This is a genomic window from Halomicrobium sp. IBSBa (genome assembly GCF_017612575.1).
Lineage (GTDB): Archaea > Halobacteriota > Halobacteria > Halobacteriales > Haloarculaceae > Halomicrobium.
Genome location: NZ_JADPQC010000001.1, coordinates 338,096 through 363,378, shown reverse-complemented (window position 1 = coordinate 363,378; position 25,283 = coordinate 338,096). Strand labels below are relative to the sequence as shown.

Sequence of the window (25,283 nt, the reverse complement as noted above, 5' to 3'; positions counted from 1 at the left end):
CGTCGGGCATGAATAAGTACCTCGGGGGAACGGTCCCGCGCTGGCGGTCCCCGCGACCGCTCACACCGCCGGCTGTCCGTCCCCGTGGCACTTCGCCAGCCCGGAGCGCGTCTCATACTGCCGGCTGTCACTTCGTGAAGAGCTTCGCCACCCCGGGGTGGCGAAATCGGTCACAGATGTACAGCCGGTCGTATCACCCACCGGCGACGGCCACCACCGGACCACCCGCGTGGCGTCGCTGTCTACATCTCACCGGCCGCAGGACAGTCGCAAGTCGGCGATTCGGGAAGCAGATGCTCAGATGACAAGAGATTATTTCACCCGGGCACGAGTGGTTCGTTGTGAGCGTTCCACCCTCCAAGCTGATCGGCGTTCTCTTTACCCTGACAGGCACACTGAGAGCCATCAACGGGGTTTTCGTCGGGGGCACCGCATCGGCACCCGAAGTCGGCGTCGACGTACTGATCATCGTTACTGGAGTTGTCGTGTTGTTTCAATCTACCCGGAATCCGCCGTTCAGTAACTACAGTGCCGGAATCTACGTCATCGTCGTCTCGCTCGTTGCAGCGGTCGTCCTGACATCGCTGCAAATACTCCTACACATAATTTGAACGCCGAAAAAGAAAACGCGAGACGATAGCACGTCGGTAATTCGGCATTTTGTCGAACATTCCATATGATGGTTGCTTGCTACCCCAGTAGCTGTGGAATCGCTGCACCGTGCATGTGCGAACTGACCGTTTGAGATTCTGTCACCGGTCGATACTGTCTTCGCTGGTTTGCTGAATACATGGCGCATATACAGTACTCTGGTCGGTGGCAAACTCTATGCGCCCAAGGCCCTCGATCTACCGGTACCAGAGAAACCTCTGACAGAATCGGATGCTACGAAAATATATACGGGTTGATCTGCCCGAGTAATGTACTATACTTTTTTCGTCGCAGTATGTGGACAGTTTGGACAGTCCCAGTGAAATTGAGTCCCACCAGAACTAAGAATACCACCCGAGGAGGTAGCGCCTTCCCTCATCCATCCTTTACTTTTTGCACATTCCAAGTGTAATTCAATTCCACAGTTACTACAGTGGAAGTGCTTCGCATCTTTCAGTTTGTTGCCACACACATCGCATTTGGAACTTGTAATTAGCCCCATGATACAGAACCAATAACATATGGTACCCACTAATAGTTTTCCAATAATCAAATTGGTTTCAGATTATGTTTGTTGGGCTCAGAATTGGATTCGCTATTAATTGCAAGAAACATACCTTCTCCACATACATTAATTTAATATTTTCTTAACTTGTTAGTTGCAAATCTGCTAACGGGAGCTTTCCTGAATTGTCGTGAAATCAAGGTGGATAAGTGCTGCATAGAGCCTCTATATTCAGCAGGACACTCTTAGCATATTTCGGACAAGTCGATAGCCGGTTCGGTAACGGCTTCATCTCTACCCCCCGATCGAGCGCATCGAGACGGTGAGAGACGGGGCCGTTCCGTGACCCCTCGGTAGGTGCGACCTCTCGACCCGGTGTCCATCCGAGAGCCAGCCAGCCCCGGACTCCAGTCGCCTAGGCGTCGTCCTCGGGTCGGCGGTTGGCTTCCCGTGTTGTCGGTTCCAGCCACGGCTCGTGGGTCCCCTCGCCGAACAGTTCGCGCATCAGCGTGACGACGCTCTCGGGTGGGAACTGGCCGCGCTCGGTGACGATGGCGTCGACGTGGCGGGGCGGCGTCACGTCGAAGGCGGGATTTGCGACCGTGATCTCGCCGATCTCCGCACGGTCTTCGGGAGCGATCACCTCCGACTCGTCGCGCATCTCGATGTCGACGGTGTGGCCGGTCATCGTGTCCGGGTGGAGCTTGATCGTCTGGGCGGCGACCATCACCGGCGTCCCGCGCTCGCGGGCGTTGACCGCCAGCCCGGACGTGCCGATCTTGTTGACGACGCTGCCGTCGGCGGCGATCGCGTCGGCCCCCACGAGGACGTGGTCCACGTCGCCGAGATAGCGGCGGGCGGCGCTGTCGACGATCAGAGTCACGGGCACGTCCATCGCGCGGAGTTCGCGGGCGGTGATGTGGCCCTGCTTGCGCGGTCGGGTCTCCTTGACGACCGCGCTCACGTCTTTGCCCTGCTGGACCGCGCGCTGGATGCAGGCGACGGCGTCCGTCGAGTGGCAGTGGGTCATCACCCGGTCGCCGTCTCGCAGGCGGTTCGCGCCGATCTCGCCGAGGTCGTCCTGCGCGCGGTCGAGCTGGTCGCGAAACGACGATCCGGCCCGCTCGACGGACGCTCGCAGCGCGGCGACGCTCTCGCCGTCCATCCGCCGGAGCACGTACCGCAGGGCGTTGGGCAGGCTCACGGCGGTCGGTCGCGTATCCAGCAGGGTGCGGGCCGCCGCTCTGATCTCCTCGCGAAACGCTGCCGGGGTCTCGGCCTGGCTCTCCTCGGCCTGTGTGACCAGTGCCGACGCCGCCGCGTCGGCGATCGTCGCCGCCCCGCGGGTCTCCATGGTCTCGATCTCCTCGGCCACGGTCTCGACGCGGGGATGCAGCGGTGGCTCGTCCATACGTGGCCTTGGCTATCGGTTCCAATAAGCACGGTGGCGCTCGCGGCCGTGCGGTCACACGGGACGAACCGACGGCGAGTGCTCTGGTCCCAATCGAGACCGTTCACACACTGCTCGCACGACGGCAGTGCGATCGATGTGTACTGCGTTTCATACGGATTATTGTAGCCGTTTTCCCGGTCGACTGCACCACGGTGTGCGGTCAATCCGGTAAAGATCTACAATAATCCGTATCAGTGGCTCCCGTCGATCAGGCGTCCAGTCCCGGTTCGAGCCGCGGCGCGGTGCGGTCGACGGTCACCGTGTCGAACTGCGTGAGCCACCCCTCGTCGCCGCGCTCGAACGCGTCCAGACAGTCCTGGACGCGGTAGTTTCGCTCGCCGTCCGAGCACGGGAAGACCGCCTGGAGCCGGTCGCGTTCGTAGATCGCCAGCGAGACGACCGGGAAGACGACGACGTCGTCGATCCGACTGAGACCGACGTACGACCGGGCCCGTCGTTCGAACGCGGGCTCTAGCGCGTAGTCGTTTCGCTGCGCCCAGGCCGCGAACTCGTCGTAGGTGGCCAGTGCGCCGTCGCGGCGATCCTCGTTCAGGGTCCGGATGCGCTGCCACTCGTCGGCGACGGTCGACTCGTCGAGCACGTCTTCGGTTTCGAGTTCGCGGACCCGCTCTAACACGTCTCGCTGGGCGTCGTAGGTCCCGTAGGTGTCCCCCCGCAGATACAGCTCCGCCCGCAGCTGCTGGTCGTGGTTCTGATCCATCATTCGAGTTGACATGCTCGCGCGGGGCTCAAAACTCTTTCCCGGCCCTGTTTTGAAGTCCCCGGCGGCCGAACCCGGTGGCATGGCACGATCTGTCGGTTTCGTCGGCCTCGGTGCGATGGGTGCGCCGATGGCCTGGAACCTCGACGACGCGGGGGTCGACCTCACCGTGTACAACCGGACGACCGAGCGAGAGCGCCCCTTCGCCGAGGCGGGCGTCAGCGTCGCCGACTCGCCGAAACACCTCACCGAACGCGTCGACGTGGTCTGTCTGATCGTCACCGACGGCACCGCCGTCGGCGAGGTCCTCGAACGCGAGTTCGGTATTCTGGCGGGGCTCGACGAGACGACGACGGTCGTCCAGATGAGCACGATCGGTCGCGACGAGACGCTGGCGGCCGCCGAGGCCGTCCGCGAGCACGGCGGCCGCTTTCTCGACTGCCCCGTCTCGGGGACGGTCGGGCCGGCCCGCGAGGGGACACTCGTCGGGCTCGTCGGTGGCGACGACGACGTGATCGACGACGTCGAACCGGTGCTGTCGGCCATGTGTGACCCCGTCGTCCGGTGTGGCGGGGTCGGACAGGGGACCAGCATGAAACTGTTCGTCAATCTCCTGTTGGGCACCGCCATGGGCGCGTTCGCCGAGGCGCTGACCTTCGGCGCGAACCAGGAGCTCGAAATCGAGGACATGCTCGAAGTCGTCGAGAACGGCGCGCTCGACTCGCCGCTGTTCTCGGCGAAGGGCCAACAGATCCGCACGGACGACTACGACTCGCGGTTCCCCGTCGACTACCAGTTCAAGGACCTGGACCTGGCGCTGGAGGCGGCGGGCGACGCCCGCGTCCCGATGCAACTCACCGCAGCGGCCCGCGAACTGTTCAGCGGTGCCCGAGCGGCCGGCCTCGGCGAGCGAGATATGGCTGCCGTCGTCGAGCCCCTCGCCGAACAGACCGGCGTCTCGCTCGCGTCGGACAATCGGTCTGACGACTGACACTTCCGGCTGTCACTGTTTCGAGATATTCGCGACACGGGGTCGCGAAATACTTCACAGACGTACAGCCGGCATATGAAACGCCACGCTGGCGGTCTGTCCCGGCGAGCAGCGAAAAATCGGGTGTGGCGTCGTCACTCGGCGACAGTGATCGACTCGTCGCCCTCCAGAATCCGCACTTCTGCGGAGCTCCCGGTGGCCGTGACTTCACGCCGGAACGCCTCGGGATCGACTTCGATCGGCGGGAAAGTGTCGTAGTGCATCGGCAACGCCACGTCCACGTCCAGCCAGTCGACGGCGATCGCGGCCTGCATCGGTCCCATCGTGAAGTGATCGCCGATCGGGACCGCGGCCACGTCGGGTTCGAGGTACGGACCGATCACCTCTCGCATCTCGGTCATCAGCCCCGTGTCACCGGCGTGGTAGAACGTCGACGACTCGGCATCAGACACCTGCGTCGGCTTCGTGTCGGAGATGACGAAGCCGGCCGGCATCCCACCGCCGGTCGACTCGTAGGTGGTCTCCATGCCGTTCGTGTGGTCGGCGCGGTGGAAGGTGACGAACGCGTCGTCGAGTTCGACGGTGCCCCCGAGGTTCGCTCCGATCGTGTCCGAGACGTCGTAGTTGTCCGCACAGTAGCCGACGACCTCTGGCAGTCCGACTACGGTCGCGTCGGGGAACGCCCCCACGTCTGCGATGTGGTCCATGTGACCGTGGGTCAACAGGACGTAGTCGGCGTCGACCGCTCCGGGCTCCAGGTCCGTCTTCGGGTTGTCGAAGAACGGATCGACGAGGAGTGCTGTGTTGTCGACCGTTACGTGGAACGTCGAGTGGCCGTGCCAGGTGATCTCCATGGTCACGTGGCTGTACTGCCGGCTGTCACTTAAGCGTATAGCAGCGCCGCCACACGGCCCCGTGTCCCGGTGGCGACGACGCACGAACTGACAGCCACAGCCTCACTCTGCGTAACCCAGCGCCTTCAGACGCCCCTCGACGGACTCGGCGGCGTCGGTCGCCGTCTGCGGCCGGAACTCGACCCACGGCACCTCGACGAGCGGGTCGACGTGACAGCCACAGGGGTGCTCGTACAGGCGCAGTTCTCGCGCCCGGCCGAAGATCTCGCCGTGGTCGGCGGTCACCACGGTCGTGTAGCCGGCGTCGAGCCACTCGCGGAGGTACGGTACGATGGCGTCCCAGACGCTCCAGACGGCGGCGCTGTAGGCGTCACTGGCCGCCTCGACGTCGACGTGACCCCGCGCCATCGCGACTTGCAGCGAGTCGATCTCGCCGTCGCTGTCCGCCCACGGACCGAGGTCGTCGTAGGCCAGTCGCCACGAACCGTCGAGCTTCGCGACGTAGGGCCAGTGTGGCTGCTGGAGGTGTCCGACCGCCGGCCCCGTCTCGGCGTCGGCGATCTCTGTCACCCGGTCGAGGATCGGCTCGGGCAGCACCGTCGAGAGCTCGTCGTTCCAGTGGCGCTCCCAGTACCGCTCGACCGTCGCTCCGAGTTCGTCCGTCACCTTCGCGTACTGTGCGTTCCCGGAGACGACGGTCGCCGCGTCGAGCACGCCCGAGGAGACGCACTCCCCGAGCCACTCGGGCGTACAGCTCGCTGGCGAGGTGACCGTCTCGATCGGCCAGTGGGCGACTTCTCGGAGCGCGTCCGCTCGACAGGCGTCGAGCACGAGGAGGATGTCCCAGTCGGTGGCCTCCAGTCGACGGTGCTGTGAGCCGCCCCGGCGGCCGGTCACCTGCTGACAGAGGTACTTCCTGGCTCTGTAGGGGAACGGCTCTTTCATCTCGTGTCCGGAGTTGCCGGAGGCACTCGTATAAAACGGTCGGAACGGTCGATCTGTCCCGCCCGGAGGATCTCGTCAGGGCAGCGATCTTCAGCGGTCGGTACACTCCTCGTACAGCGCTTCGAGGCGTCCGACGATCGCGTCCCACGAGTAGGTCTCGATCACGTACTCGCGGGCCCGCTCGCCCATCTCGCGGGCACGCTGCTCGTTGGCGTAGATCGTCTCGATGCGGTCACGCAGCCGTTGTTCGTCCCCCGGCTCGACGACGTAGCCCGTCTCGCCGTCCACGATCGCGTCTGCGACGCCGCCGGTATCGGTGGCGACGACCGGGAGGCCGGCCGCCATCGCCTCCAGCACGGCGTTGGGGAGCCCTTCGCCGCGGACCGACGGCAACACGAAGAGCCTGCCGCGTCCCAGATACTCCCCGACGGCCTCGGGCGCGACCTCGCCGACGAACGTCGCGTCGACGCCCAGCTCGTCGGCCAGCGCTTCCAGTTCCGACCGCCGAGAGCCGTCCCCGACGATGGTGACGGCGGCGGCCGCCTCACTCCCGGCCAGTGCGCGCAGCAGGACGGCCACACCCTTCTGTTCTTCCAGCCGCCCGACGAACACGATCTCGTCGCCAGACGCCGTCTCCGCCGGTACGTCGACGCCGTTGCCGAGGACGCGCACGTCCGTCGGATCGAACTCCGCGGTCACGTCCGCTTTCACAGCCGCCGACTGGACCAGGACGGTCGTGTCCCACAGCACGGTCCGTATCAGCCACCGTTTGACCGGATTGGCCTTCATGAAGTAGTAGTCCCCGCCCCGGATCCACGCGAAGTAGGGAACGCCCGTCAGATAGTGGACGACCGTACCGACGAACCCGTTGGGGTAGATCATCATGCACTGCAACACGTCGATCTCGCTTCGGTCCCTGACGAGCAACGCCGTCAGCGCGAGCAGGTACGTCAGCGTACTCAGAAACGACGACCGCCGATAGTTGGGGACCCGGACGATCTCGTAGGGCTCGTCGACCTCCGTCTCGCGGCCGTAGGCCTTCGTGTAGACGGTCACGTCGTGTCCGGCCTCGGCGAGCGCGCGGGCCATCCGGCGCGTCTGGGTCTCGGTCCCGCCGATGATGTCGGGGGGAAACTCCTTGACAGTTATTGCGACGTTCATCACTGGATCTCCGTGGTCGTCACGGCCTCAGTGGGCGACGCGGGTCGCCCGGTCGAGTACCGGAAGGTGTCGGCAGTTCCATTTAAGCGGTCGGGTTTCGACCGACCGCCAGTGACGCGCTACAGGAGCGATCTGTACAGGTCGACGTACTGCTGTCCGATCGCTCGCCAGTCGTACTTTCGTTCGACGCGTTCACGAGCGCGCGCTCCCATCGCCCGCGTCAGCTCGAAGTCGGAGAGCAGTTCCAGCAGCGCGTCGGCGATCGGCTCGGCGGCCTCCGTCGGGACGACGAACCCCTCTTTACCGTCTCGGACCATCTCGTGTGCGCCAGAGGTGTCGGTGACGACGACCGGACAGCCGACCGCCATCGCTTCCAGTCGGACCAGCGAGAAGCTCTCGGAACGCGACGGGTGGACGAACGCTCGGGCCCGCGCGAGGTGGTCCCGAACCACCGACTGGTCGACGTACCCGTGGAAGGTGACGTTGTCCGCGACGCCGAGGCTGGCCGCCTGTTCGCGAAGCGCCTGCTCTTCGGGTCCCTCGCCGAACACGTCGAGGTGGACGTTCGGGAACGCTTCGACGACGTTCGCGAGCGCGTCGAGGAGCACGTCGTACCCCTTTCTCTGCTCCAGTCGTCCGATCGCGACCAGTGTCTGCGTGTCCTGGCGCTCCGTGAACTCGAACAGCTCCGCGTCGACGCCGAGGGGAATCACGTCGATCTTCGACTCGTCGACGTGTCGCGCGTACGCCTCGCGCGCCTCCTCGTGGACGACGGTAATCCGGTCGGCGGCTTCGAGGGTCCGCCGGAACAGCGACATCCGGACGGGGTCGATCGTCACGTCGCGGACGGCGTTCATCGGGTAGTAGACCGCGTTACTGACCGGCAGTGGGAGTTCGTACCCGACCGCCTGTGAGAGCATGTTGTTGAACTCCTCGGCCATGATCGCGTGGCCGGTCTGGCACGGGCCGAGGACGGTCGGCGTGTCGGCGGCGATCCCGGCGAGCAACACGGGGTTGAACCACCGGTAGCTCAGGTTCATGTGGTGGTAGATGTCGACAGATCCGGCCCGGATCTCGCGGGCGGCCGTCCGGAACGACCGGCCGTAGTACTGCAGCCTGTTTTGCGTCCCCAGCTCGCGAACGTGAACGTTCTGGGCATCGATCGCCGTCTCCTCTTTCCCGACCAGCGCGTCGATCGTCACGTCGTCTGCGGTCATGTTGTTCAACACGTTGTAGCTCTTGCCGTACCGCAGATTCGAGAGACGGGTGTCCGCCGGGGCGATGAGGACGCGCGCCATGTCCGAGGGGATATTCCGGCCACAGATATAGACGGCGGTGGTCGGCCGGCGCGACACCGCCGTCGAACGGTTCGGACGCCGGCCGACGGCCAGCGAACCGTCCAATATAAACCACTGCTGGCCGACGTTCGACTCGATAGGGATGCGCATCGGCCAGACCTCGTTCGTCACGTTCGTCTCCAAGTTTCTCGCTTCGGGCGCGGGGTTCGTCGGGACCATCGTGTTCGCCCGGCTGCTGGGCGCGGACGTGCTGGGTCGGTACTACCTGTTGCTCTCGATCGTCGCGTGGCTGGCCCTCGTGGGGACACTGGGATTCGAGAGCGCGATCGCTAAACGGCTGAGCGAAGGCGAAGACAGGGGTGCCTACAAGGTCGCTGGCGGGCTCTGTATGGCGGCGCTGACGGGCTCGATCGTCGTCGTCCTCTTTCTCGGCGAGGGGCTGGTTCAGCAGCTGTTCGACATCCGCCGGGTCGAGTTCGTCGTGGTCTTGCTGCTCGTCGGCGTGGCGAGTTCGTACGTCGACTCGATGCTGAACGGCGTCCACCTGGTCCACGTCGCGTCGTCGCTGCGGCCGGTCCGACAGATCGTCCGGACCGCCCTGCAGGTCGGCGGTATCCTGCTGTCGTTCGGGCTGGCCGCGCTCGTCTACGGCTACGCGGCCGGGAGCCTCGTCATCGTCGTCGTCGGGCTGTACTTCGTCGGCCGTCCGTACCGACTGCCGACGCGGGCACACTTCGAGAGCCTCTACGAGTACGCGAGATACGCCTGGCTGGGGCGCATCCGGGGCAAGACGTTCAACCAGGCGGACGTACTGGTCCTCGGTGTCTTCGTCTCCGACGAGCTCGTGGGGGTCTACGCGATCACGTGGAGCCTCGCGAACTTCCTCATCATCTTCAGCAACGCCATCAGCTCGGCGCTGTTCCCGGAGCTGAGCAAGCTCTCGGCCGAGGACAGCTTCGAGCGGGTGTCGTCGTTGATCGAGGACTCGTTCGCCTACGCGGGCCTGTTCACGATTCCGGGACTGGTCGGCGGGGTCCTGTTGAGCGAGCGCCTCCTGCGGATCTACGGCTCGGAGTTCCTCAGGGGGACCGAGGTGCTGTGGTTGCTCATCGTCGCCGTCCTCGTCTACGGCTACCAGAGCCAGATCGTCAACGCGCTCAGCGGCATCGACCGGCCCGGCGAGGCGTTCAAGGTCAACGCCGTCCTCGTCGTGTCGAACGTCGTCCTCAACTTCGCGCTGATCTGGCAGTACCGAATCCTCGGAGCGGCGATCGCGACTGCCACGTCGGTCGTCCTGAGCTTCGTCGTCGGCTACTTCGTCCTGCGGAGCCACGTCTCGGTCTCGCTCCCGGTCGAACGGATCGGGACGCAGGTGGTCGCCGCCGCCGGGATGGGCGTCGTCGTCGCGACCGTCGAACGGGTCGCCCAACCGGTCTTTCCGCTGGTCGATCCCACCGCGACAGCGGCGCTGCTGGTCGTGGTGGGTGCGCTGGCGTACTTCGCCTTTCTCTGGGCGCTGTCGGGGGAGTTCAGGACGGTCGTCCGCGAGAACACGCCCGCAATCGGGCTCTGAGCTGGACTCCGCTCGCAGTCTATCGAATGTAACCGAGACTCTCTAGCTGGTCTTCGACTGAGTCCTCCAGCGACTCCGACTCGCCCTCGCTCACGTCGGCTCCCTCCAGCTCGCCGTACGACTCCGCCACGACGCCGCCGTCGTCGTCGGAGACGCGGTCGGACACCTGTGCGTCTCCGACGCGGATCGTCGCCGACGCCGAATCGTGGGTCCCGTACTTGTACACGCCGTCGTCGTCCTGCTCGTAGACCGCGCGCCACGGTCCGCCGTACCGCTCGGGATCTTCACAGTCGTCCGGTAGCATGACTGCCGGGCGTTCGAGCCGGTGGGTCGAGGCGAACGCGCGGTCGTCGACGGCGAAACTCCCAGTCTCGCCGTCGAGCGTCGCTTCGACGACGGCCGGGAAGCGGATGAGGCTGGCCAGCGAGTCGTTCGCCCCTCCGTGCTCGCCGCCGGGACGGCGCACGAGGAGCGGCACGTGGGTCAGCACCTCGTGGACGCTCCAGCTGTGGTAGGCGGCACGGACCCGCGGATCGACGCGGCTCCACTCGCCGAAGCCGTCGCCGTGGTCGCTGGTGACGACCAGGAGCGTGTCGTCGAGGACACCGCGCTCTCGCAGCGCGTCGACCAGCGTCGCCACGGCGTCGTCGGCCTGCCGGATACAGTCGTCGTAGAGGGCTTCGATCGCCCGGAGCTTCCACCACTCCTCGGACGCGGCGACGTCCTTCGAGATCGGCGACGACAGCGAGTCGTGTACGTCCAGCAGTTCTTCCGTGCCCGCCGACCGGAATTCCTGGACGGGTTCGTACGGGAAGTGGGCGTCCATGAAGTTCAGGCAGGCAGCCCACGGGCCGTCTCGCTCGTCCGACCACTGCAGGAAGCTCTCGACGTACTCGGTGCCCGCCTCCCGCTCGGGATCGTACGCTTCCTTGTTGCTGGAGAGGAAGTACAGGCCGTTGAACGCCGACCGGAGCGGCTTGCCGCTGGCGACACACCGCCGCAGGTACTCAACGTTCGTCTGGTGGCCCTCCACGTCCGTCGGCGAGAGCGCGTCCTCGAAGTAGCGGTGTTTCGGATCTCGCCGCGGGCCGTCGACGGTGTCGAACGGCTCCGCGAGGTTCGACGACTCCGTGACGACGACGTTGGGCGTGAACAGGCCGGTCTCGTAGCCCCGTTCGGACAAGTCCGACCAGACGGTGGCGTCGGGAGCCAGCCGCGACTCGTGTTTCGTGACGCCGTGCTGGTCCACGTGGAGCCCGGTAAAGAGGCTGGCGTGGCTGGCGACGCTGTGGATGCTCGGAGCCCGTGCCTGCCGGTACCACTCGGCCTCTCCGGCGAACGAGTCGAGAAACGGCGTCGTCCGGTCCCCGTACCCGTGCAGGCTGGTGTTTCTGGCTCTGACGCTGTCCAGTATCACCAGGAGGACGTTGGGGGCAGTCATTGTCGGACTCACTCCGACGCGTCCAAAGTACCTTTCGGATAGATCGACCGGTTCCGGACTGTCCCCGTCTCGACGGACTCTTAGGCCCGGTCTGCTCGATCCTCGACGACCGACCGGAGGATCTCCCGGTACCGCTCGCAGGCTGCCTCGAAGCTGTACTCGTCCTCGACGAGCGTCCGTCCGCGGGCGCTGATCTCGTCGAGGTCGTCTCGGCCGAGAATCGACTCGATCCCGTCACGCAGCGTCGCCGGGTCGCGATCCGCGATGTGGAAACCGGTCTCGCCGTCTCGAACCACGTCCGGCACGCCGGAGACCGGCGTCGCGTACACGGGCGTCCCGCAGGCGAGCGCTTCGAGGATCGTCGTCGGGAGCCCCTCGGTCGGGTCCGACGGCAACACCAGCAGTGCGAGGTCGTTCAGCTGCCGGGGCACGTCGTCGTGGTCGACCCACCCGGTCACTTCGACGCGCCCGTCGGCGATCTCCTCGGCGAGTTCCCGTTCGAGCCAGGGGCGCAGCCCGCCGTCACCGACGAACCGGAACGTGTAATCTGTCGGCAGCGATCGTGCGACGCTCGCGAGCGTTCTGATTCCCTTCTCCTTGTCGAGGCGGCCGAGAAAGCCCACGACCGGCTCGCGCTCCGTGTGTGGCGTCTCCACGTCGAACCGATCGGTGTGAACGAACCGCGCGCCGTCGGGATAGACGCGCTGGCGCTGTGGGTCGAGACCGAGCTGGGTCGCCATCGCGGGCGTGTACGTGACGACGCCGTGTGCGGCCGCGAAGCCCGCCCGCTCCAGCGCCCGGACCAGTCCCGCGAGCGTCCGCGCGAGGACGGCCGGCAGCGACTGTTCCCAGTGCAATCGGAGCGTCAGGGGCACGTCGCCGCGTGGCTCGACGAGGACGCGCTTGCCCAGCAGCCGTGCGAACAGGATCGGCGCGAGGTACGCGGTCGCCCCGTAGAACAGCACCACCCCCTCGTCTCTGCCGACGAGCGCCCGGCACATCCGGAGCTGATTCAGGAGGAATCGGGCGGCCGCGACGGCGACGTTCGACTGGCCGGCCCCTCGCTCCGTGAGCTCGATCAGCTCGTGGCGGTCTCGGATCTCGGAGTCGGCCGGCAGGTCGGCAGTGACGAGCGACACCGTCGTCACCGCGGCGAGGATCTCCAGCAAGCTCCGAGTGGCGTTCTCGCCGGCCGACGCGAGCGGGTGGGTGACGACACAGACGCCGGGGAGACTGTCCTCGGACATGGTCACCACTTCACCGTCCCGTAGAGATAGCCCAGCCCCACGACGCCGGTGAACACGAACAGCATCGCGAGCTGGACGACGGCTGCGAGCGACGGCTCGGTGCGGAGCCCGCGGAGCCGTCGCGGCGTCGCGACGAACAGCAACGTGGCGAGGTAGTCCGACTCCGTGCCGTCGGTCTCCGGCACGAGCACTTCGAGCCCGCGCTTGGAGTAGCCCTGCCAGAACGCCCTGTCGAGGAGCCATCCGAGTTCAGTCCGGTAGTCGAAGATCTTGTGGGCGACAATCGCGTCGGGCGTGTAGTACATCCCGCGGCCGTACTCGGCCTGGAGTCGCGCACAGAGCTCGGTCTCCTCGCCCTGGAGGTTCTTGTCGCCAGTTCGACCGCCGATCTCGGGCTCGAAGCCGCCGAGTTCTTCGAGGACCGACCGCCGGAACGACATGTTGCCTCCGTAGGTGTTGCGTACTTCGCCGCCGACCGAGGCGTCGTCGGCCGGCCCGAACGTCGGCGGCGTCACCCCGATCAGCCAGTAGAACTCGGCGGGCAGACAGACGGGCTCGTCGGCGACCCACTCCGGGACGAGCCGTCCCCCGACCGCCGGCACGTCGCGCTCCTCGTACACCGAGACCAGCGCTTCGAGCCACCGCTCGTCGGCGATTACGTCGTCGTCGGTAAACGCGACTACGTCTCCGCTTGCGGCGTCGAGACCACGGTTTCGACTGACTGCGAGCCCGCGATTTTCCTCGTTGCAGACGATCTGTACGTCCGATCGGTCGCCGAAGCGGTCCTCGATGGCCCCACAGACCGCGTCGCTCCCGTCCGAGACCAACACGAGTTCCACGTCGTCGTACGTCCCAGCGAACACGCTCTCGACCGCCTCGACGAAGTGATCGAAGCGGTCCATCGTGTGCAGACAGATCACGACCGAGACGCGCATGCAGAGTTCTGTCCCGCCTCGTCGCATAGGCGTTTTCATTGCCAGCGGGCTATCGGCGACGAAGCTGCCGTCGAGCGTGTCTCCGAAAACGGTCGCTGGCGGACGGCAGACGGCGGTTTCGAGAGGGACGACGACGCGACACGGCCGCGCCGTCGTACGCATATGACAAGGCTTATGCGCGCGATGGCAATTCGTTCCGCTAATGAGTCAAAGGCGGGGCCGCCTCGAAGATAGCGACGAACTCGAGCGGGCCGTCGACTTGGTGCAGCAGTACTACCACCTCGCTTTCGGCGCCCTCCTCCTCGGGTTCACACTGTGGAATCGTGTCCGACCGTGGGACAACTACATCGTCGACGGTGAAGTGCTGTTCAACGGGAACGACGCCTGGTATCACTACCGCTCGACGGCCTACACCGTCCGCAACTGGCCACAGACGATGCCGTTCGACCCCTGGACGTACTTCCCTCACGGGACCGACGTGGGTCAGTTCGGCACCCTGTTCGACCAGTTGCTCGCGACCGTCGCGTTGATCGTCGGGCTCGGATCGCCAAGCGACAACACCGTCCGGCTCGTCGTGCTGTTCGCACCGGCGGTGTTCGCGCTGCTGACGGGGCTCCCCACGTACGTCATCGGCCGTCGGCTCGGCGGTCGTGCCGGCGGTGTGGTCGCACTGGCCGTGTTCGCGCTCTCCGCGGGATCGATCCTCCAGCGGAGCATGGTCGGCTTCTCGGACCACCACATCGCGGAGGTGCTCTTCCAGACGCTGGGCGTCCTCGGCGTGATGGTCGCCGTGACGGTCGCCCGCCGGGACCGGCCGGTCTACGAGCAGTTCCTCGACAGGGACTTCGAGGGGCTCCGGAGCACGCTCGTCTGGAGCGCGCTGGCCGGGGTCGCGATCACGCTGTACCTGTGGGTCTGGCCCTTCGGCGTCCTCCTGCTGGGTATCGTCGGCGTCTACCTGCTCTTCCAGCTGACGATCGAGTTCGTCCGCGGCGAGAGCCCGGAGCACACGGCGATCGCCGGTGCCGTCGCACTGGGCGTGACCGGTGTCCTGATGTTCATCCCGATCACCGCCGCCGAGTTCAGGGTCGGCGTCTTCTCGCTGCTGCACCCGACGCTCGCGTTCGGCGTCGCCGCCGGCTGCGTGTTCATGGCCTGGCTGGCACGCTTCTGGGACGACCACGACATCGACACGGTGTTCTATCCGCTGACGATCCTGAGCGTCCTCGTCGTCGGTGTCGTCTTCGCACAGCTCGCGACACCGGGCATATACGATCTGTTCGCCCGGAACCTGGTCCGGATCTTCGGCGGCGTCCTGGGCATCGGGCCGTCCGAGACAGCCGGGACGATCGGCGAGATCACGCGGATGCGCCAGCCGGCGATCGCACTGTTCCAGATGCACGGCTTCGCGACGTTCATCGCGCTCGCCGCCGGTGCCCTCATCGTCGTGCGGAACCTGATCGGCTCGAAGGTCGAGCCCCAGCAGCTCCTCGTCGTGGTCTGGGCGGCGTTCGTCACGGCCGCCGCGATCACGCAAGCACGGTTCGCCTACTACCTCGCAGTGCCGATCGGCGGACTGACGGCCTACGCGGTCGGTTCCGTGCTCCGATACCTCGCTGACGGCGACCGTTCGATCGTCGACGGCGACGGGATCAACGTCGAGGCGTACCAGGTCCTCACCGTCGCCGCGATCGCCGTCCTCGTCGTCGCACCGATGGTCGCGGTCGCGTCCCCGACCAACATCGACCGATACGACAGCCCCGGTCAGGGCATCGAAGGATGGTCCGACGGACTCGACTGGATGGAAGGCAACACGCCTGCCGAAGGAACGCTCGGCGGAGCCGCGAACGAACTCGACTACTACGGGACCTTCCCGAACGTCGGCGAGTTCGACTACGAGGACGGACAGTACGGCGTCCTCTCGTGGTGGGACTACGGCCACTGGATAACCGCCCAGGGCCAGCGGATCCCGACCGCCAACCCGTTCCAGCAGGGTGCCACCGAGGCCGCGAACTTCCTGCTGGCCCCCAACGAGACCCAGGCCAACGACGTGCTCGACGACGTGAGCGAGAACGACTCCGAGGCCGAGACCCGGTACGTCGCCGTCGACTGGAAGATGGCCGAGACCAACGGCAACGTCGGCGGGAAGTTCTTCGCGCCGCCGAACTTCTACGACGTGTCGGAGGTCAGCCAGCAGGACTACTACAGCCCGGTCTACTCCGGTCGCGCACAGTCGCTCCGTGGACCGACCTTCGTCCACCAGCGACAGGCCTACTACAACAGCACGGTGGTGCGTCTCTACCGCTACCACGGAAGCGCCGTCGAGCCACGACCGATCGGCGTCGACTGGGAACCGAGCACGCTACAGGGCCGACAGGTCGCACAGGTCGACGGCCGGCGGGCCATCTTCCAGACCCAGACGGTGGAAGAAGCACGCGCGTACACGGCCAACGACTCCACGTCGAGCGTCGGCGGGATCGGTGCGCTCCCGTCCGAACGCGTCCCCGCGATGGAACACTACCGACTCGTCGGAACCAGCGAGCAGTCCGCGACGGCGAGCAGTCAGTACAACCGCGGTCTGCTACAGTCCGCCGCGGCCTCGGGACTGGGCTACCAGCCTGTCAACAGTACCGCGGAGTGTACCTCTGACGTGACACTCCGGGTCGCAGAGTCCGGTCCGGGACAGATCGCGTGTCTGCCGGAGGACATCGAACAGCAGGTCTTCCACGACACGGCCCCACAGTGGCTGAAGCTCTTCGAGCGCGTTCCCGGTGCGACCGTCGAAGGGACCGGCCCCGAGAACGCGACCGTGCAGGCGACCGTCGAGATGTACAACCCCGCCTCCAACGAGACGTTCACCTACACCCAACGGACCCGAACGAACGACGACGGGACGTTCACGATGACCGTCCCGTACTCGACGACCGGATACGACGAGTTCGGACCGGACAACGGCTACACGAACGTCTCGGTCAGAGCCAACAGCAGCTACCAGTTCCGTGCCGGTAGCGTCGACAACGGCACGCTCACCCAGTGGAGCGGGACGACCGACGTCTCGGAAGGGCAGGTGCTGGGCGTCGACGAGGAGTCGGCCGAAGTCGAGATGAACAGCACGGAGGTCGATCTCCGACCTTCCGAGAACGAGACCGACGCCACGAACTCGACCAGCGACACCGGTGGCTCAGAGACGACCGACGAGACCGACGGCTCCGAGACGACCGACGAGACGACGACGTCGACGCCGACACCGGAGACCGACACCGCGACCGAGAGCGGCAACTGAGCGGGAGCCACCGGACGGGACCGGCACGCTCATTATTCTCTGGCACCACTGTCGCGGTATGACGAAACTCGTCCCGCCCTCGGAGCGGACGTGCGAACGCTGCGGTCGTCACGACGTCTGGGACGACGAGACCGACTCGTGGCAGATCGTGGTCGACGGCGAGCAAAAGGAGGCCGGCAACCCCTTCTGTCTCCACGAGTGGGACATCAACGGCAACTACAGTCCGCTGGCCGAGTGAACGGCCGCGGCGTCACTCGTCGCCGAACTCCGGGAGATCGTCCGGCAGATCCGGGTCTGTCTGCCAGTCGACGTAATCGGCCTTGAGCGTCTCGCTGACCGTCCGTCCCAGCTCGGCCATGCCGGCGTTGATCCCCGAGACGGTGTCCCAGGAGTTCAGATCCGGGTGCAGCGACCGTTCTCGCCAGTCCTCGGGCAGTCCCGGTGCGTGGTACCCCACCCGCTGTGCGAAGTCGTCCCAGAAGAAGTCGAACTGCTCGACGAGACCCAGTTCTCTGACGATCCCGAACGCCGTCTCGTCGAGGTCGGTCGTCTCGGCCCACTCCGTGAACGCCTGCTTCCAGGCACCGTCCTGCAAGAACGCCTCCAGTTCTTCGCGCCGGTACTCGCTCGTGTCCACGTCGACGTCGTCGTAGTCGCTGGCGTCGACGGCGGTGTCGAGTTCGGGCGGTGCCGGCGGTTCTACGTCCAGTGGCATAACTGGGCGTTCGTCTGGTTGTGGTATAAGCGTGTGCCGTCGAAGATCGCGACGCCGGGAGGCGGTAGCGAGTATTCGGACGGCTGTCGGTGACATCGACACGCCGACGCGGGTTCGAGCGCCGAGCTACGCGGTGACGTACTGGGACTCCCAGTCCTGGCGGGCGTTGAGCTCGCGCTTGCCACGACTGGTCAGGGCGTAGAAGTTCGTTCGTCGGTCGCGCTGTCCCTTCTCGACCATCCCCTTCTCGACGAGCGTGTCGAGGTTCGGATACAGGCGTCCGTGGTTCACCTCGCTCTCGTAGTACTTCTCGAGCTCGTCTTTGATCGCGAGCCCGTGTGGTTCGTCCAGTCCTGCGATCACGTACAGCAAGTCACGCTGAAATCCAGTCAGATCGTACATTGAACTCGGACGTATATTGAAAACCACGATATATCACGTTTTCTGGGATGTTCGAAAGTCACTAACCACAATGTAATCGCGAGCCGTCCAGTAATTTTGCGCGCTACCGGGCGGAAAGCAATAGTGTTAGATGAGCTCGAGGTTCTCCGTGATAGTTCGATACAGTGAATAGTCTTCGTTCCGACAAGATACCTGACGGCCGACCGACAGTCGTGACCGACAGAAACGCATAACAGTGGCCGCCGTGTAGCCGGTGTGATGACCGACCGCGCCGAGACCACGCGCAATCTGCCACAGGGGGGTGGTGGGGAGGGGCGTGTGACGGTAGTAGGGACGGCACACGTCTCACAGGATAGTGTCGAGGAAGTCGAACGGACGATCGAGGACGAACAGCCCGACGTGGTCGCCGTCGAGCTGGACGAGGGTCGCTACCGGCAGATGAAAGGCGAGACGCCGGAGGATCTCGACGCCAGTGATCTGCTTCGGGGTAACACGGTCTTTCAGTTTCTGGCCTACTGGATGCTGTCGTACGTCCAGACGCGACTGGGCGACCGCTTCGACGTGAGTCCCGGCGCAGATATGATGGCCGCCGTCGAGACGGCCGAACGCAACGGTCTGGGGGTCGCACTCGTCGACCGCGATATCCAGATGACGGTCCAGCGGTTCTGGGCGCGTCTCTCTTTCTGGGAGAAGCTCTCCCTCGTCGGCGCTCTGTTCGCCGGCATGGGCGACTCTCGCACCGTCGGCCTCTCGATCGGCCTCACGATCGGGGTGCTGGTGAGCGTCGTCGTCGAGTCGACGATCGGTCCGCTCGTGGTTCCGGCCGGGAACTGGCTCGGCAGTTCGCTCCCGCTCGTCGGTGGGCTCGGCGGTCTGGGTGTCGCCGTCGCAGACGGGCTCGTCGTCGCGCTCGGCGTCGCACTGGTGGTCGGGATCCCGGTTCTCGCGCTGCTGACCCGCGCCAGTGGCGGCGAAGAGTACGAGGAGTTCGACCCGGCCGAACTCACCGACGTGGACGTCGTGACGGCGATGATGGAGGAGTTTCGCCAGTTCTCGCCGGGCGGTGCGGAGGCCCTGATCGACGAGCGCGACGCCTACATCGCACACAACCTCGTGGACCTCCGTGACGCCGGCTATCACGTCGTCGCCATCGTCGGTGCCGGCCACCGTGCGGGGATCGAACGCTACCTCGACCACCCCGAAGAGCTGCCGCCCGAGTCCTCGCTGGTCGGGCGCGAAACCGGCGGCTGGTTCTCGCCGTACAAGCTCTTTGGATACCTCTTTACGCTGGGCTTCCTGGTCTTTTTCCTCCTGCTGGCGATGGCAGTCTACACCGGCGTGCCGGGGGCCTCCAGTGAATTCCTGCTCACGCTGTTCGGGACGTGGTTCCTCGTCAACGGGATCGTCGCCGCGGCCCTGGCACGACTCGCCGGTGCTCACTGGTCGAGTTCCGCCGTCGGTGGAGCCGTCGCGTGGCTCACGAGCGTCAATCCGCTGCTCGCGCCCGGGTGGTTCGCGGGCTACATCGAGTTGCGATACGTCGACGTCAACGTCGGCGACATCGGCACGCTCAACGAGATTCTCGACGACGAGCAGGCCCCGCTGTCCGACATCTTCCAGCGGCTTCGGGCGGTGCCCCTGTTCAGACTCATCCTCATCGTCGCGATGACCAACGTCGGGAGCATGATCGCGAGTGCGCTGTTCGCGACGACGCTGCTGCCGATCATCGCGGCCGGCGCACCGAACGTCAACGGCGTCGACGGCGTCGTTCGGCTCATGATCCAGGGCGCACAGAACAGCGCCGACCTGCTGTGGGGGCTGGTGCGATGAACGTCCGCTTCAGCGAGCGCGAACTCAAGGACCTCCTGATCGCGTGGCTCGCGCTGGGTCTGGCCTTCGCGATCTTCATCAACTACGACATGGTCCAGGGCCTGCTCGCCGGCCGGCCGCCGAACCCGACTGCGGTCGTCGGGGCGCTGGCGGTGAGTCTGTTCACCGCGGGGATCGGCTTTCTGTTGCACGAACTCGCTCACAAGGTCGTCGCGGTCCGGTTCGGCCAGATCGCGGAGTTTCGCGCCGACTACAACATGCTGTTCCTGGCTGTGATTAGCGCGCTGGCCGGCTTCCTCTTTGCCGCACCGGGCGCGGTCCACCACCGCGGTCGAATCACCGAGCGCGAGAACGGGCTGATCGCACTCGCCGGCCCCGTGACCAACGTCGTGCTCGCGCTGGTGTTCGTCGTCCCGCTGGTCGTCGCCTGGCTCGGGCTCTTCGGGGGCCTCCTGTTCGAGCTGGCGGCGCTTGGCGTCTCGATCAACCTGTTGCTCGCGGGCTTCAACATGATCCCGTTCGGTCCCCTCGACGGCAAGAAGGTCCTGGCCTGGAGCAAGCCGGTCTACGCGGTCGTCGCCGCGCCGATGCTCCTGCTTGGCGTCTTCGTGCTCCTGGCCGGCGTTCCCGGACTGTAGTCCGGTCCCACGGAAACGGTGGTCTTTTGCTCTCGGCCCGCCCGCTCTCGCATATGACCGACGACAGCGACGACGAGGAGGGGCTGACTTACGCGGCGAGCGGCGTCGACATCGACGCCAGCGAGGCCGCGACGGCGGCGCTCATCGGAGCGGCCGGCGAGTTCGAGGGCGACTACGCGGGGCTGGTCGACATCGGCGACCAGTACCTCGCGCTGGCGACCGACGGCGTCGGGACCAAGCTCCTCGTCGCCGAAGCGATCGACGACTACTCGACGATCGGCATCGACTGCATCGCGATGAACGTCAACGATCTCGTGGCGACGGGGGTCGAACCGGTCGCGTTCGTCGACTATCTCGCAGTCGAGGAGCCAGACGACGAGGAGTCCGAGCAGATCGGTGCCGGACTGCGCGAGGGCGCGAAGCGGGCCGACGTGGCGCTGGTCGGCGGCGAGACCGCCGTGATGCCGGACGTGATCAAGGGGCTGGACATCGCCGGCACCTGTGCCGGGCTCGCGCCCAAAGACGCGGTCTTCCCCGGTGAAGCCGAACCCGGCGACGTCATCGTCGGCTGGCCCTCGGATGGGATCCACTCCAACGGTCTCACCCTCGCTCGCGAGGCCGTCACCGCGAACCACGAGTACACCGACGACTACCCCCGCGATCCCGAGCAGACGATCGCCGAGGCACTGTTGACGCCGACCCGAATCTACACCGACGTGCTGGGTCCGCTCCGGGACGCCGAGACCCACGCTGCGGCCCACGTGACCGGCGGCGGCTGGACGAACCTCACCCGGATGGGCGACCACCGCTACGAGATCACCGATCCATTCGACGCCCAGCCGATCTTCGAGTTCGTCCAGTCGGAGGGCTCGATCTCCGACGAGGAGATGCACCGGACCTTCAACATGGGGACTGGGTTCGTGGCTGCGATGCCGGAACGTGCCGCCGAGGCCGTCGTCGAGGCGACCGACGGGCGCGTCATCGGCGAGGTCACGGACGGCGAAGGCTGTGTTGCCGTCCGCGGGCTAGAGCTGACCGGATGAGCGGCTGAATGCGAGCGGAGCGAGCCACATTTTTCGCCCACGTTTTTCGAGGAGTGGTTCGCGAGCACCGCGAGCGAACCCGACGACGAAAAAGGTGGATGCGGGACCGGATTCGTGGCCGCGATGCCGGAACGCGCCGCCGAGACCGTCGTCGAGGCGACCGACGGGCGCGTCATCGGCGAGGTCACGGACGGCGAAGGCTGTGTTGCCGTCCGCGGGCTAGAGCTGACCGGGTGAGCGGCCGAACGCGAGCGGAGCGGGCTACCGCTCGATCTCCTGTTCTCTCGGTTCGTCCGCGACGAGTCGCAACTGGAGGGCCTCGCGGAGGTGATATCTGATGCGATCGTCCTCGGCAATTTCGAGTGCCGTTTCGAGCTGCCGGTGCAGTCTGTCGTCGTCGGGACGAACCGTCATTGCTGCTCTGGACGCGACGGGACAGCAAAAGGGGGACCGACCGTTCACGGGGGTATACGGCGACTAACACGGACGACGAGCCGACGTTCGCGATACCGTCAATCGAAACGAGTGACACGCAGATCGCGCTGTCGTCGTGCGATCGGGTGTGTATCGACTGTCACTGGCTACTACTCACGTGGGCCGCGATGTCGGCTTCGGTGATGATGCCGACCGTCTCGCCGGCGTCGACGACGAGGACGGCGTCGTTGTGAGTCAGGTAGGCGTCGATCTCGTCGATCGTCGCGTCGGTCTCGACGGTCGCGATCGACTCGTGCATCACGTCGGCGACCGGGAGGTCGCCCACGTTCTCGCGGTCGTGCTGGATGATGTCGGAGTGGCCGATCAGGCCGACGGGCGTGCCGTCGCGGACGACCGGCACCTGCGAGTACTTGCCCTCGTCGAGGATGTCCTGGGTCTCGTGGACGGAGTCGTCCGGCGCGACGCTGTGGACCGGGGCGTTCATCAGCTCGTCGGCCCGGAGAATGCCGCCTTCGGCCTCTTCGAGAGCGTTGACGATCCGTCGCAGCGTCGACAGCCGCGGGTCCACGTCGCCGCCCTCGATCCGCGCGATCAGCGGCTGTGATACGTCTGCCCGGTCCGCGAGTTTGCTCTGGGTCAGGCCAAGCTCGGTCCGCCGTTCCCGCAGATCGTCGGGCGTCGGAAGTTCCATACCCCTAATTACCTACGGTAATATATAAAAACACCGACGGCGCTGTCGACGTTCGAGCGCCACGGTAGAACGAGCCGTCTGCTGTGATTACCCGTCTGTGACACACTTCGCCACTGGGGGTGTGCGGTCTGTGACAGCGATCGCCGGCCGTCTCAGGCTTGCGTGTCGGCGTCGGCTTCTTCGCCCTCGAACTCGATCGTGTCGATGACCTTCAGCGGTACGTCGCGCAGCGACCCGCCGATCTCGCTTTTGGCGATCCGCTGGGCGTGTTCGATCGACTCCGCGTTGAACACCTTCATCTCGAGGACGAGGCCGACCAGCGCGGTGTCGGCGGCGATGAACGCGGAGTCGAAGGGCTCGCCACAGGCAGGACAGCCCGTCGCACCGACTTCGACCTCGACGTAGTCCATCTCGGACTCGTTGAGGCGTTTCCCCGCTTCGCTGACTGCGACACCGATCGCGTCGTCGATGTCTTCGACGTCTCTGACCAACCAGGCTGCTTCCATCGCCACGAGGTAATTCATACACGTTTCTCCGCGTCCCCACTACACGTGTGTTTTGATTCGTGCCTGCGCACGAGACGGCGAATATCGTCATAAGTTATGCGAACGTCCCGTCGTGCCAACGGCTCCATTACCCGAACATCGGCGGCTCTTCGAGACGGGAAGCGTCGACGGGACGAATCGACGAAACCGCACGACTGCGGTCGATTCGATGCCAGTGCCCCGATGCTAACCTTTATATACTGCTACTCGCCCATAGCAGAGCGAGGGACGATGGAATCCCAACTCTACCGCGGCTTCGTGTTCGCACTGTACCAGTTCAGCCTGCTGCTGGGCATCGTGTTGCTCCCGATCGCACTTCTGTTCGGTCGGATGGGGCTGTCGCTGCCGATCCACAGAGTCGTGCTTCGACTGGAGGACGCGTACGCGGGTGCGACGCCGAACTGATACTTCCGGCTGTACATCTGTGACCGATTTCGCCACCCCGAGGTGACGAGGCTCTCCACGAAGTGACAGCCGGCAGTATGATTCTCCGCCGTCGATCCGTTCGAGACCGACTGCCACCACGAGAGTGTACCGCTACCCCCAAGTGCGGCCCGCACGACCGGTGACGTATGGAACTGTTCGGGACGGCGGGAATCCGTGGTACGGTCGCCGAGACAGTGACGCCCGAACGCGCACTTCGGGTCGGCCAGGCGGTCGGCCGCGACGGCGCGGAGTTCGTCGTCGGCCTCGACGGTCGCGTCACCGGCCCGGCCCTCGCCGCGGCCGTCGAAGCGGGCATCGAAAGCGCGGGCGGTTCGGTCGTCCGCATCGGTCAGTGTCCGACGCCAGCGCTCGCGTACGCCTCGCAGGGCCGGCGGGGCGTCATGCTCACGGCGAGTCACAATCCGTCCGAGGACAACGGCATCAAGCTGTTCGTCGACGGCAGCGAGTACGACCGCGAGGCCGAGGAACGAATCGAGGAGCGAGTCGCTGCCGGCGACAACGCCGCCGAGTGGTCCGCGTGGGGCGATACGGAGCGGGCCACGGTGCTCGACGAGTACCGTGACGCGGTCGCGGCCTACGCGGCGGATCACGGGAACGAGCCCCCGGATGTCACGGTCGCGGTCGACTGTGGCAACGGGATGGGAGCGCTCGCGACGCCACAGGTCCTCCGCGCACTCGGTGCGGACGTACGCGCGCTCGAAGCGTCGGTCGACGGCCACTTTCCCGCCCGTCAGAGCAAGCCCACGCCGGAGTCACTGGCTGCACTCCGCTCGTTCGTCGCCGACACGGACGCGGCCTTCGGCATCGGCCACGACGGCGACGCGGACCGCATCGTGATCGTCGACGCCGACGGCGACGTGGTCCACGAGGACACCGTCCTCGCGATACTGGCCGAACACTACGTTCGCCGCTCGTCCGCTCGGGACCCCGTCGTCGTGACGACGCCCAACGCCTCCGGCCGGATCGACGAGCGGGTCGACGAGGCCGGTGGTCGCGTCGAACGGATCCGTCTCGGTGCGCTCCACGAGGGGATCGCTGCCGCGGAGGGGACCGTCGTCTTCGCCGCCGAACCCTGGAAACACGTCCACACGGCCTTCGGCGGGTGGATCGACGGCGTCGCCAGCGCCGCCGTCCTGACGACGCTGATCGCCGATGTGGGACTCGACGCGCTCCGGGAGCCCGTCACCGAGCGGCCCTACCGCAAACACAGCGTGGACTGTCCGGACGAGCACAAGACGGCGACGATGGAGCGGCTGGCGACGACACTTCCCGAGACGTTCCCCGAGGCCGCCGTCGAGACGGAGTACGGCGTCCGCCTGACGTTCCCAGACGACTCGTGGACGCTCGTGCGTCCCTCCGGCACCGAGCCCTACGTCCGGGTGTACGCCGAGAGCGACGACGTAGACGCCCTCGTCGAACGGGTCGCCGAGACCGTCGAGCAGGCGGTCGCCACGGCGGCCTGAGCAAGCTGGCGACTGC

General features: G+C 65.8%; 24 protein-coding genes and 1 pseudogene. 11 read left to right on the top strand and 14 right to left on the bottom strand.

From position 1 onward, the window contains the following. The first annotated feature begins 341 nt into the window (after positions 1–341). Positions 342–611: a hypothetical protein gene (locus IL252_RS01935; protein ID WP_208626313.1), complete on the top strand. Its 270-nt coding sequence runs from the start codon at positions 342–344 to the stop codon at positions 609–611. A gap of 960 nt (positions 612–1,571) precedes the next feature. Here IL252_RS01935 and IL252_RS01930 read toward each other — a convergent pair. Together IL252_RS01930 and IL252_RS01925 are read right to left on the bottom strand one after the other, a co-directional pair. Beyond that, positions 1,572–2,567, bottom strand: coding sequence for a ribose 1,5-bisphosphate isomerase (locus IL252_RS01930; RefSeq protein ID WP_208626310.1), 996 nt, complete (start codon positions 2,565–2,567; stop codon positions 1,572–1,574). Between the two features lie 250 nt (positions 2,568–2,817). Continuing rightward, positions 2,818–3,330 (bottom strand): HTH domain-containing protein, encoded by a 513-nt coding sequence (locus IL252_RS01925; protein ID WP_244256720.1) that lies wholly within the window; start codon positions 3,328–3,330, stop codon positions 2,818–2,820. A gap of 82 nt (positions 3,331–3,412) precedes the next feature. Here IL252_RS01925 and IL252_RS01920 point away from each other — a divergent pair, with 82 nt between their 5' ends. Beyond that, positions 3,413–4,321 (top strand): NAD(P)-dependent oxidoreductase, encoded by a 909-nt coding sequence (locus IL252_RS01920; RefSeq protein ID WP_208626304.1) that lies wholly within the window; start codon positions 3,413–3,415, stop codon positions 4,319–4,321. 134 nt (positions 4,322–4,455) lie between these two features. On the opposite strand, the gene IL252_RS01915 is transcribed toward IL252_RS01920, so the two are convergent. The 4 genes from IL252_RS01915 to IL252_RS01900 form a co-directional block, all read right to left on the bottom strand. Then, the gene (locus tag IL252_RS01915) at positions 4,456–5,175 is read right to left on the bottom strand and encodes a metal-dependent hydrolase (RefSeq protein ID WP_153553809.1); all 720 of its coding nucleotides are present in this window, start codon (positions 5,173–5,175) and stop codon (positions 4,456–4,458) included. 102 nt (positions 5,176–5,277) lie between these two features. Then, positions 5,278–6,120 carry a hypothetical protein gene (locus IL252_RS01910; RefSeq protein ID WP_208626302.1) on the bottom strand — a complete coding sequence of 281 codons (843 nt, stop codon included), beginning with the start codon at positions 6,118–6,120 and terminating at the stop codon, positions 5,278–5,280. Between the two features lie 90 nt (positions 6,121–6,210). Next, positions 6,211–7,281, bottom strand: coding sequence for a glycosyltransferase family 4 protein (locus IL252_RS01905; RefSeq protein ID WP_208626299.1), 1,071 nt, complete (start codon positions 7,279–7,281; stop codon positions 6,211–6,213). Positions 7,282–7,400: 119 nt separating this feature from the next. Beyond that, complete coding sequence (locus IL252_RS01900; RefSeq protein WP_244256718.1) at positions 7,401–8,729, bottom strand: glycosyltransferase; 1,329 nt, start codon at positions 8,727–8,729, stop codon at positions 7,401–7,403. On the opposite strand from IL252_RS01900, the gene IL252_RS01895 reads away from it, so the two are divergent. Then, positions 8,722–10,152 (top strand): oligosaccharide flippase family protein, encoded by a 1,431-nt coding sequence (locus IL252_RS01895; RefSeq protein ID WP_208626296.1) that lies wholly within the window; start codon positions 8,722–8,724, stop codon positions 10,150–10,152. The two genes, IL252_RS01900 and IL252_RS01895, sit on opposite strands and share 8 nt — an antisense overlap. Before the next feature lie 19 nt (positions 10,153–10,171). On the opposite strand, the gene IL252_RS01890 is transcribed toward IL252_RS01895, so the two are convergent. The 3 genes from IL252_RS01890 to aglG form a co-directional block, all read right to left on the bottom strand. After that, complete coding sequence (locus tag IL252_RS01890) at positions 10,172–11,593, bottom strand: sulfatase-like hydrolase/transferase (protein WP_208626293.1); 1,422 nt, start codon at positions 11,591–11,593, stop codon at positions 10,172–10,174. A gap of 80 nt (positions 11,594–11,673) precedes the next feature. Next, the gene (locus IL252_RS01885; protein ID WP_208626291.1) at positions 11,674–12,840 is read right to left on the bottom strand and encodes a glycosyltransferase family 4 protein; all 1,167 of its coding nucleotides are present in this window, start codon (positions 12,838–12,840) and stop codon (positions 11,674–11,676) included. Between the two features lie 2 nt (positions 12,841–12,842). Then, complete coding sequence (aglG, locus tag IL252_RS01880; RefSeq protein ID WP_208626288.1) at positions 12,843–13,775, bottom strand: glucosyl-dolichyl phosphate glucuronosyltransferase; 933 nt, start codon at positions 13,773–13,775, stop codon at positions 12,843–12,845. A 202-nt stretch (positions 13,776–13,977) separates the two neighbouring features. Between aglG and IL252_RS01875 the strand changes: the two genes are divergently transcribed. After that, entirely contained in the window at positions 13,978–17,058 is a 3,081-nt protein-coding gene (locus IL252_RS01875) for an oligosaccharyl transferase, archaeosortase A system-associated (RefSeq protein WP_208626285.1), read from the top strand. A 58-nt stretch (positions 17,059–17,116) separates the two neighbouring features. After that, complete coding sequence (locus IL252_RS01870; RefSeq protein WP_015763698.1) at positions 17,117–17,296, top strand: HEWD family protein; 180 nt, start codon at positions 17,117–17,119, stop codon at positions 17,294–17,296. A gap of 12 nt (positions 17,297–17,308) precedes the next feature. Here the strand turns inward: IL252_RS01870 and IL252_RS01865 are convergent, their stop codons facing one another. Further along, the gene (locus tag IL252_RS01865) at positions 17,309–17,773 is read right to left on the bottom strand and encodes a hypothetical protein (protein WP_208626283.1); all 465 of its coding nucleotides are present in this window, start codon (positions 17,771–17,773) and stop codon (positions 17,309–17,311) included. A gap of 126 nt (positions 17,774–17,899) precedes the next feature. Beyond that, a complete protein-coding gene (locus tag IL252_RS01860; RefSeq protein ID WP_015763696.1) occupies positions 17,900–18,175 on the bottom strand; it encodes a PadR family transcriptional regulator in 276 nt (91 codons plus the stop codon). 258 nt (positions 18,176–18,433) lie between these two features. Between IL252_RS01860 and IL252_RS01855 the strand changes: the two genes are divergently transcribed. The 4 genes and pseudogenes from IL252_RS01855 to IL252_RS01840 form a co-directional block, all read left to right on the top strand. Then, positions 18,434–20,005, top strand: coding sequence for a TraB/GumN family protein (locus IL252_RS01855; protein WP_208626280.1), 1,572 nt, complete (start codon positions 18,434–18,436; stop codon positions 20,003–20,005). Further along, complete coding sequence (locus tag IL252_RS01850) at positions 20,002–20,643, top strand: metalloprotease (protein ID WP_208626277.1); 642 nt, start codon at positions 20,002–20,004, stop codon at positions 20,641–20,643. Before IL252_RS01855 ends, IL252_RS01850 begins: the two co-directional genes overlap by 4 nt. 53 nt (positions 20,644–20,696) lie before the next feature. Next, entirely contained in the window at positions 20,697–21,686 is a 990-nt protein-coding gene (gene purM / locus IL252_RS01845) for a phosphoribosylformylglycinamidine cyclo-ligase (protein WP_208626274.1), read from the top strand. 102 nt (positions 21,687–21,788) lie between these two features. Further along, a pseudogene (locus IL252_RS01840) lies at positions 21,789–21,923 on the top strand (phosphoribosylformylglycinamidine cyclo-ligase); the annotation flags it as partial. Positions 21,924–21,947: 24 nt separating this feature from the next. On the opposite strand, the gene IL252_RS01835 reads toward IL252_RS01840, so the two are convergent. From IL252_RS01835 to IL252_RS01825, 3 genes are all read right to left on the bottom strand, one after another. Then, positions 21,948–22,100 (bottom strand): hypothetical protein, encoded by a 153-nt coding sequence (locus IL252_RS01835; RefSeq protein ID WP_208626272.1) that lies wholly within the window; start codon positions 22,098–22,100, stop codon positions 21,948–21,950. Between the two features lie 160 nt (positions 22,101–22,260). After that, on the bottom strand, positions 22,261–22,812 hold the full coding sequence (locus IL252_RS01830; protein ID WP_208626269.1) for a CBS domain-containing protein: 552 nt from the start codon (positions 22,810–22,812) through the stop codon (positions 22,261–22,263). A gap of 152 nt (positions 22,813–22,964) precedes the next feature. Continuing rightward, positions 22,965–23,336: a DUF555 domain-containing protein gene (locus IL252_RS01825; RefSeq protein ID WP_015763690.1), complete on the bottom strand. Its 372-nt coding sequence runs from the start codon at positions 23,334–23,336 to the stop codon at positions 22,965–22,967. Between the two features lie 252 nt (positions 23,337–23,588). Between IL252_RS01825 and IL252_RS01820 the strand changes: the two genes are divergently transcribed. Continuing rightward, the gene (locus IL252_RS01820; RefSeq protein WP_208626266.1) at positions 23,589–23,762 is read left to right on the top strand and encodes a hypothetical protein; all 174 of its coding nucleotides are present in this window, start codon (positions 23,589–23,591) and stop codon (positions 23,760–23,762) included. Positions 23,763–23,929: 167 nt separating this feature from the next. After that, positions 23,930–25,267 (top strand): phosphomannomutase, encoded by a 1,338-nt coding sequence (locus tag IL252_RS01815; protein WP_208626264.1) that lies wholly within the window; start codon positions 23,930–23,932, stop codon positions 25,265–25,267. Positions 25,268–25,283: the final 16 nt, after the last annotated feature.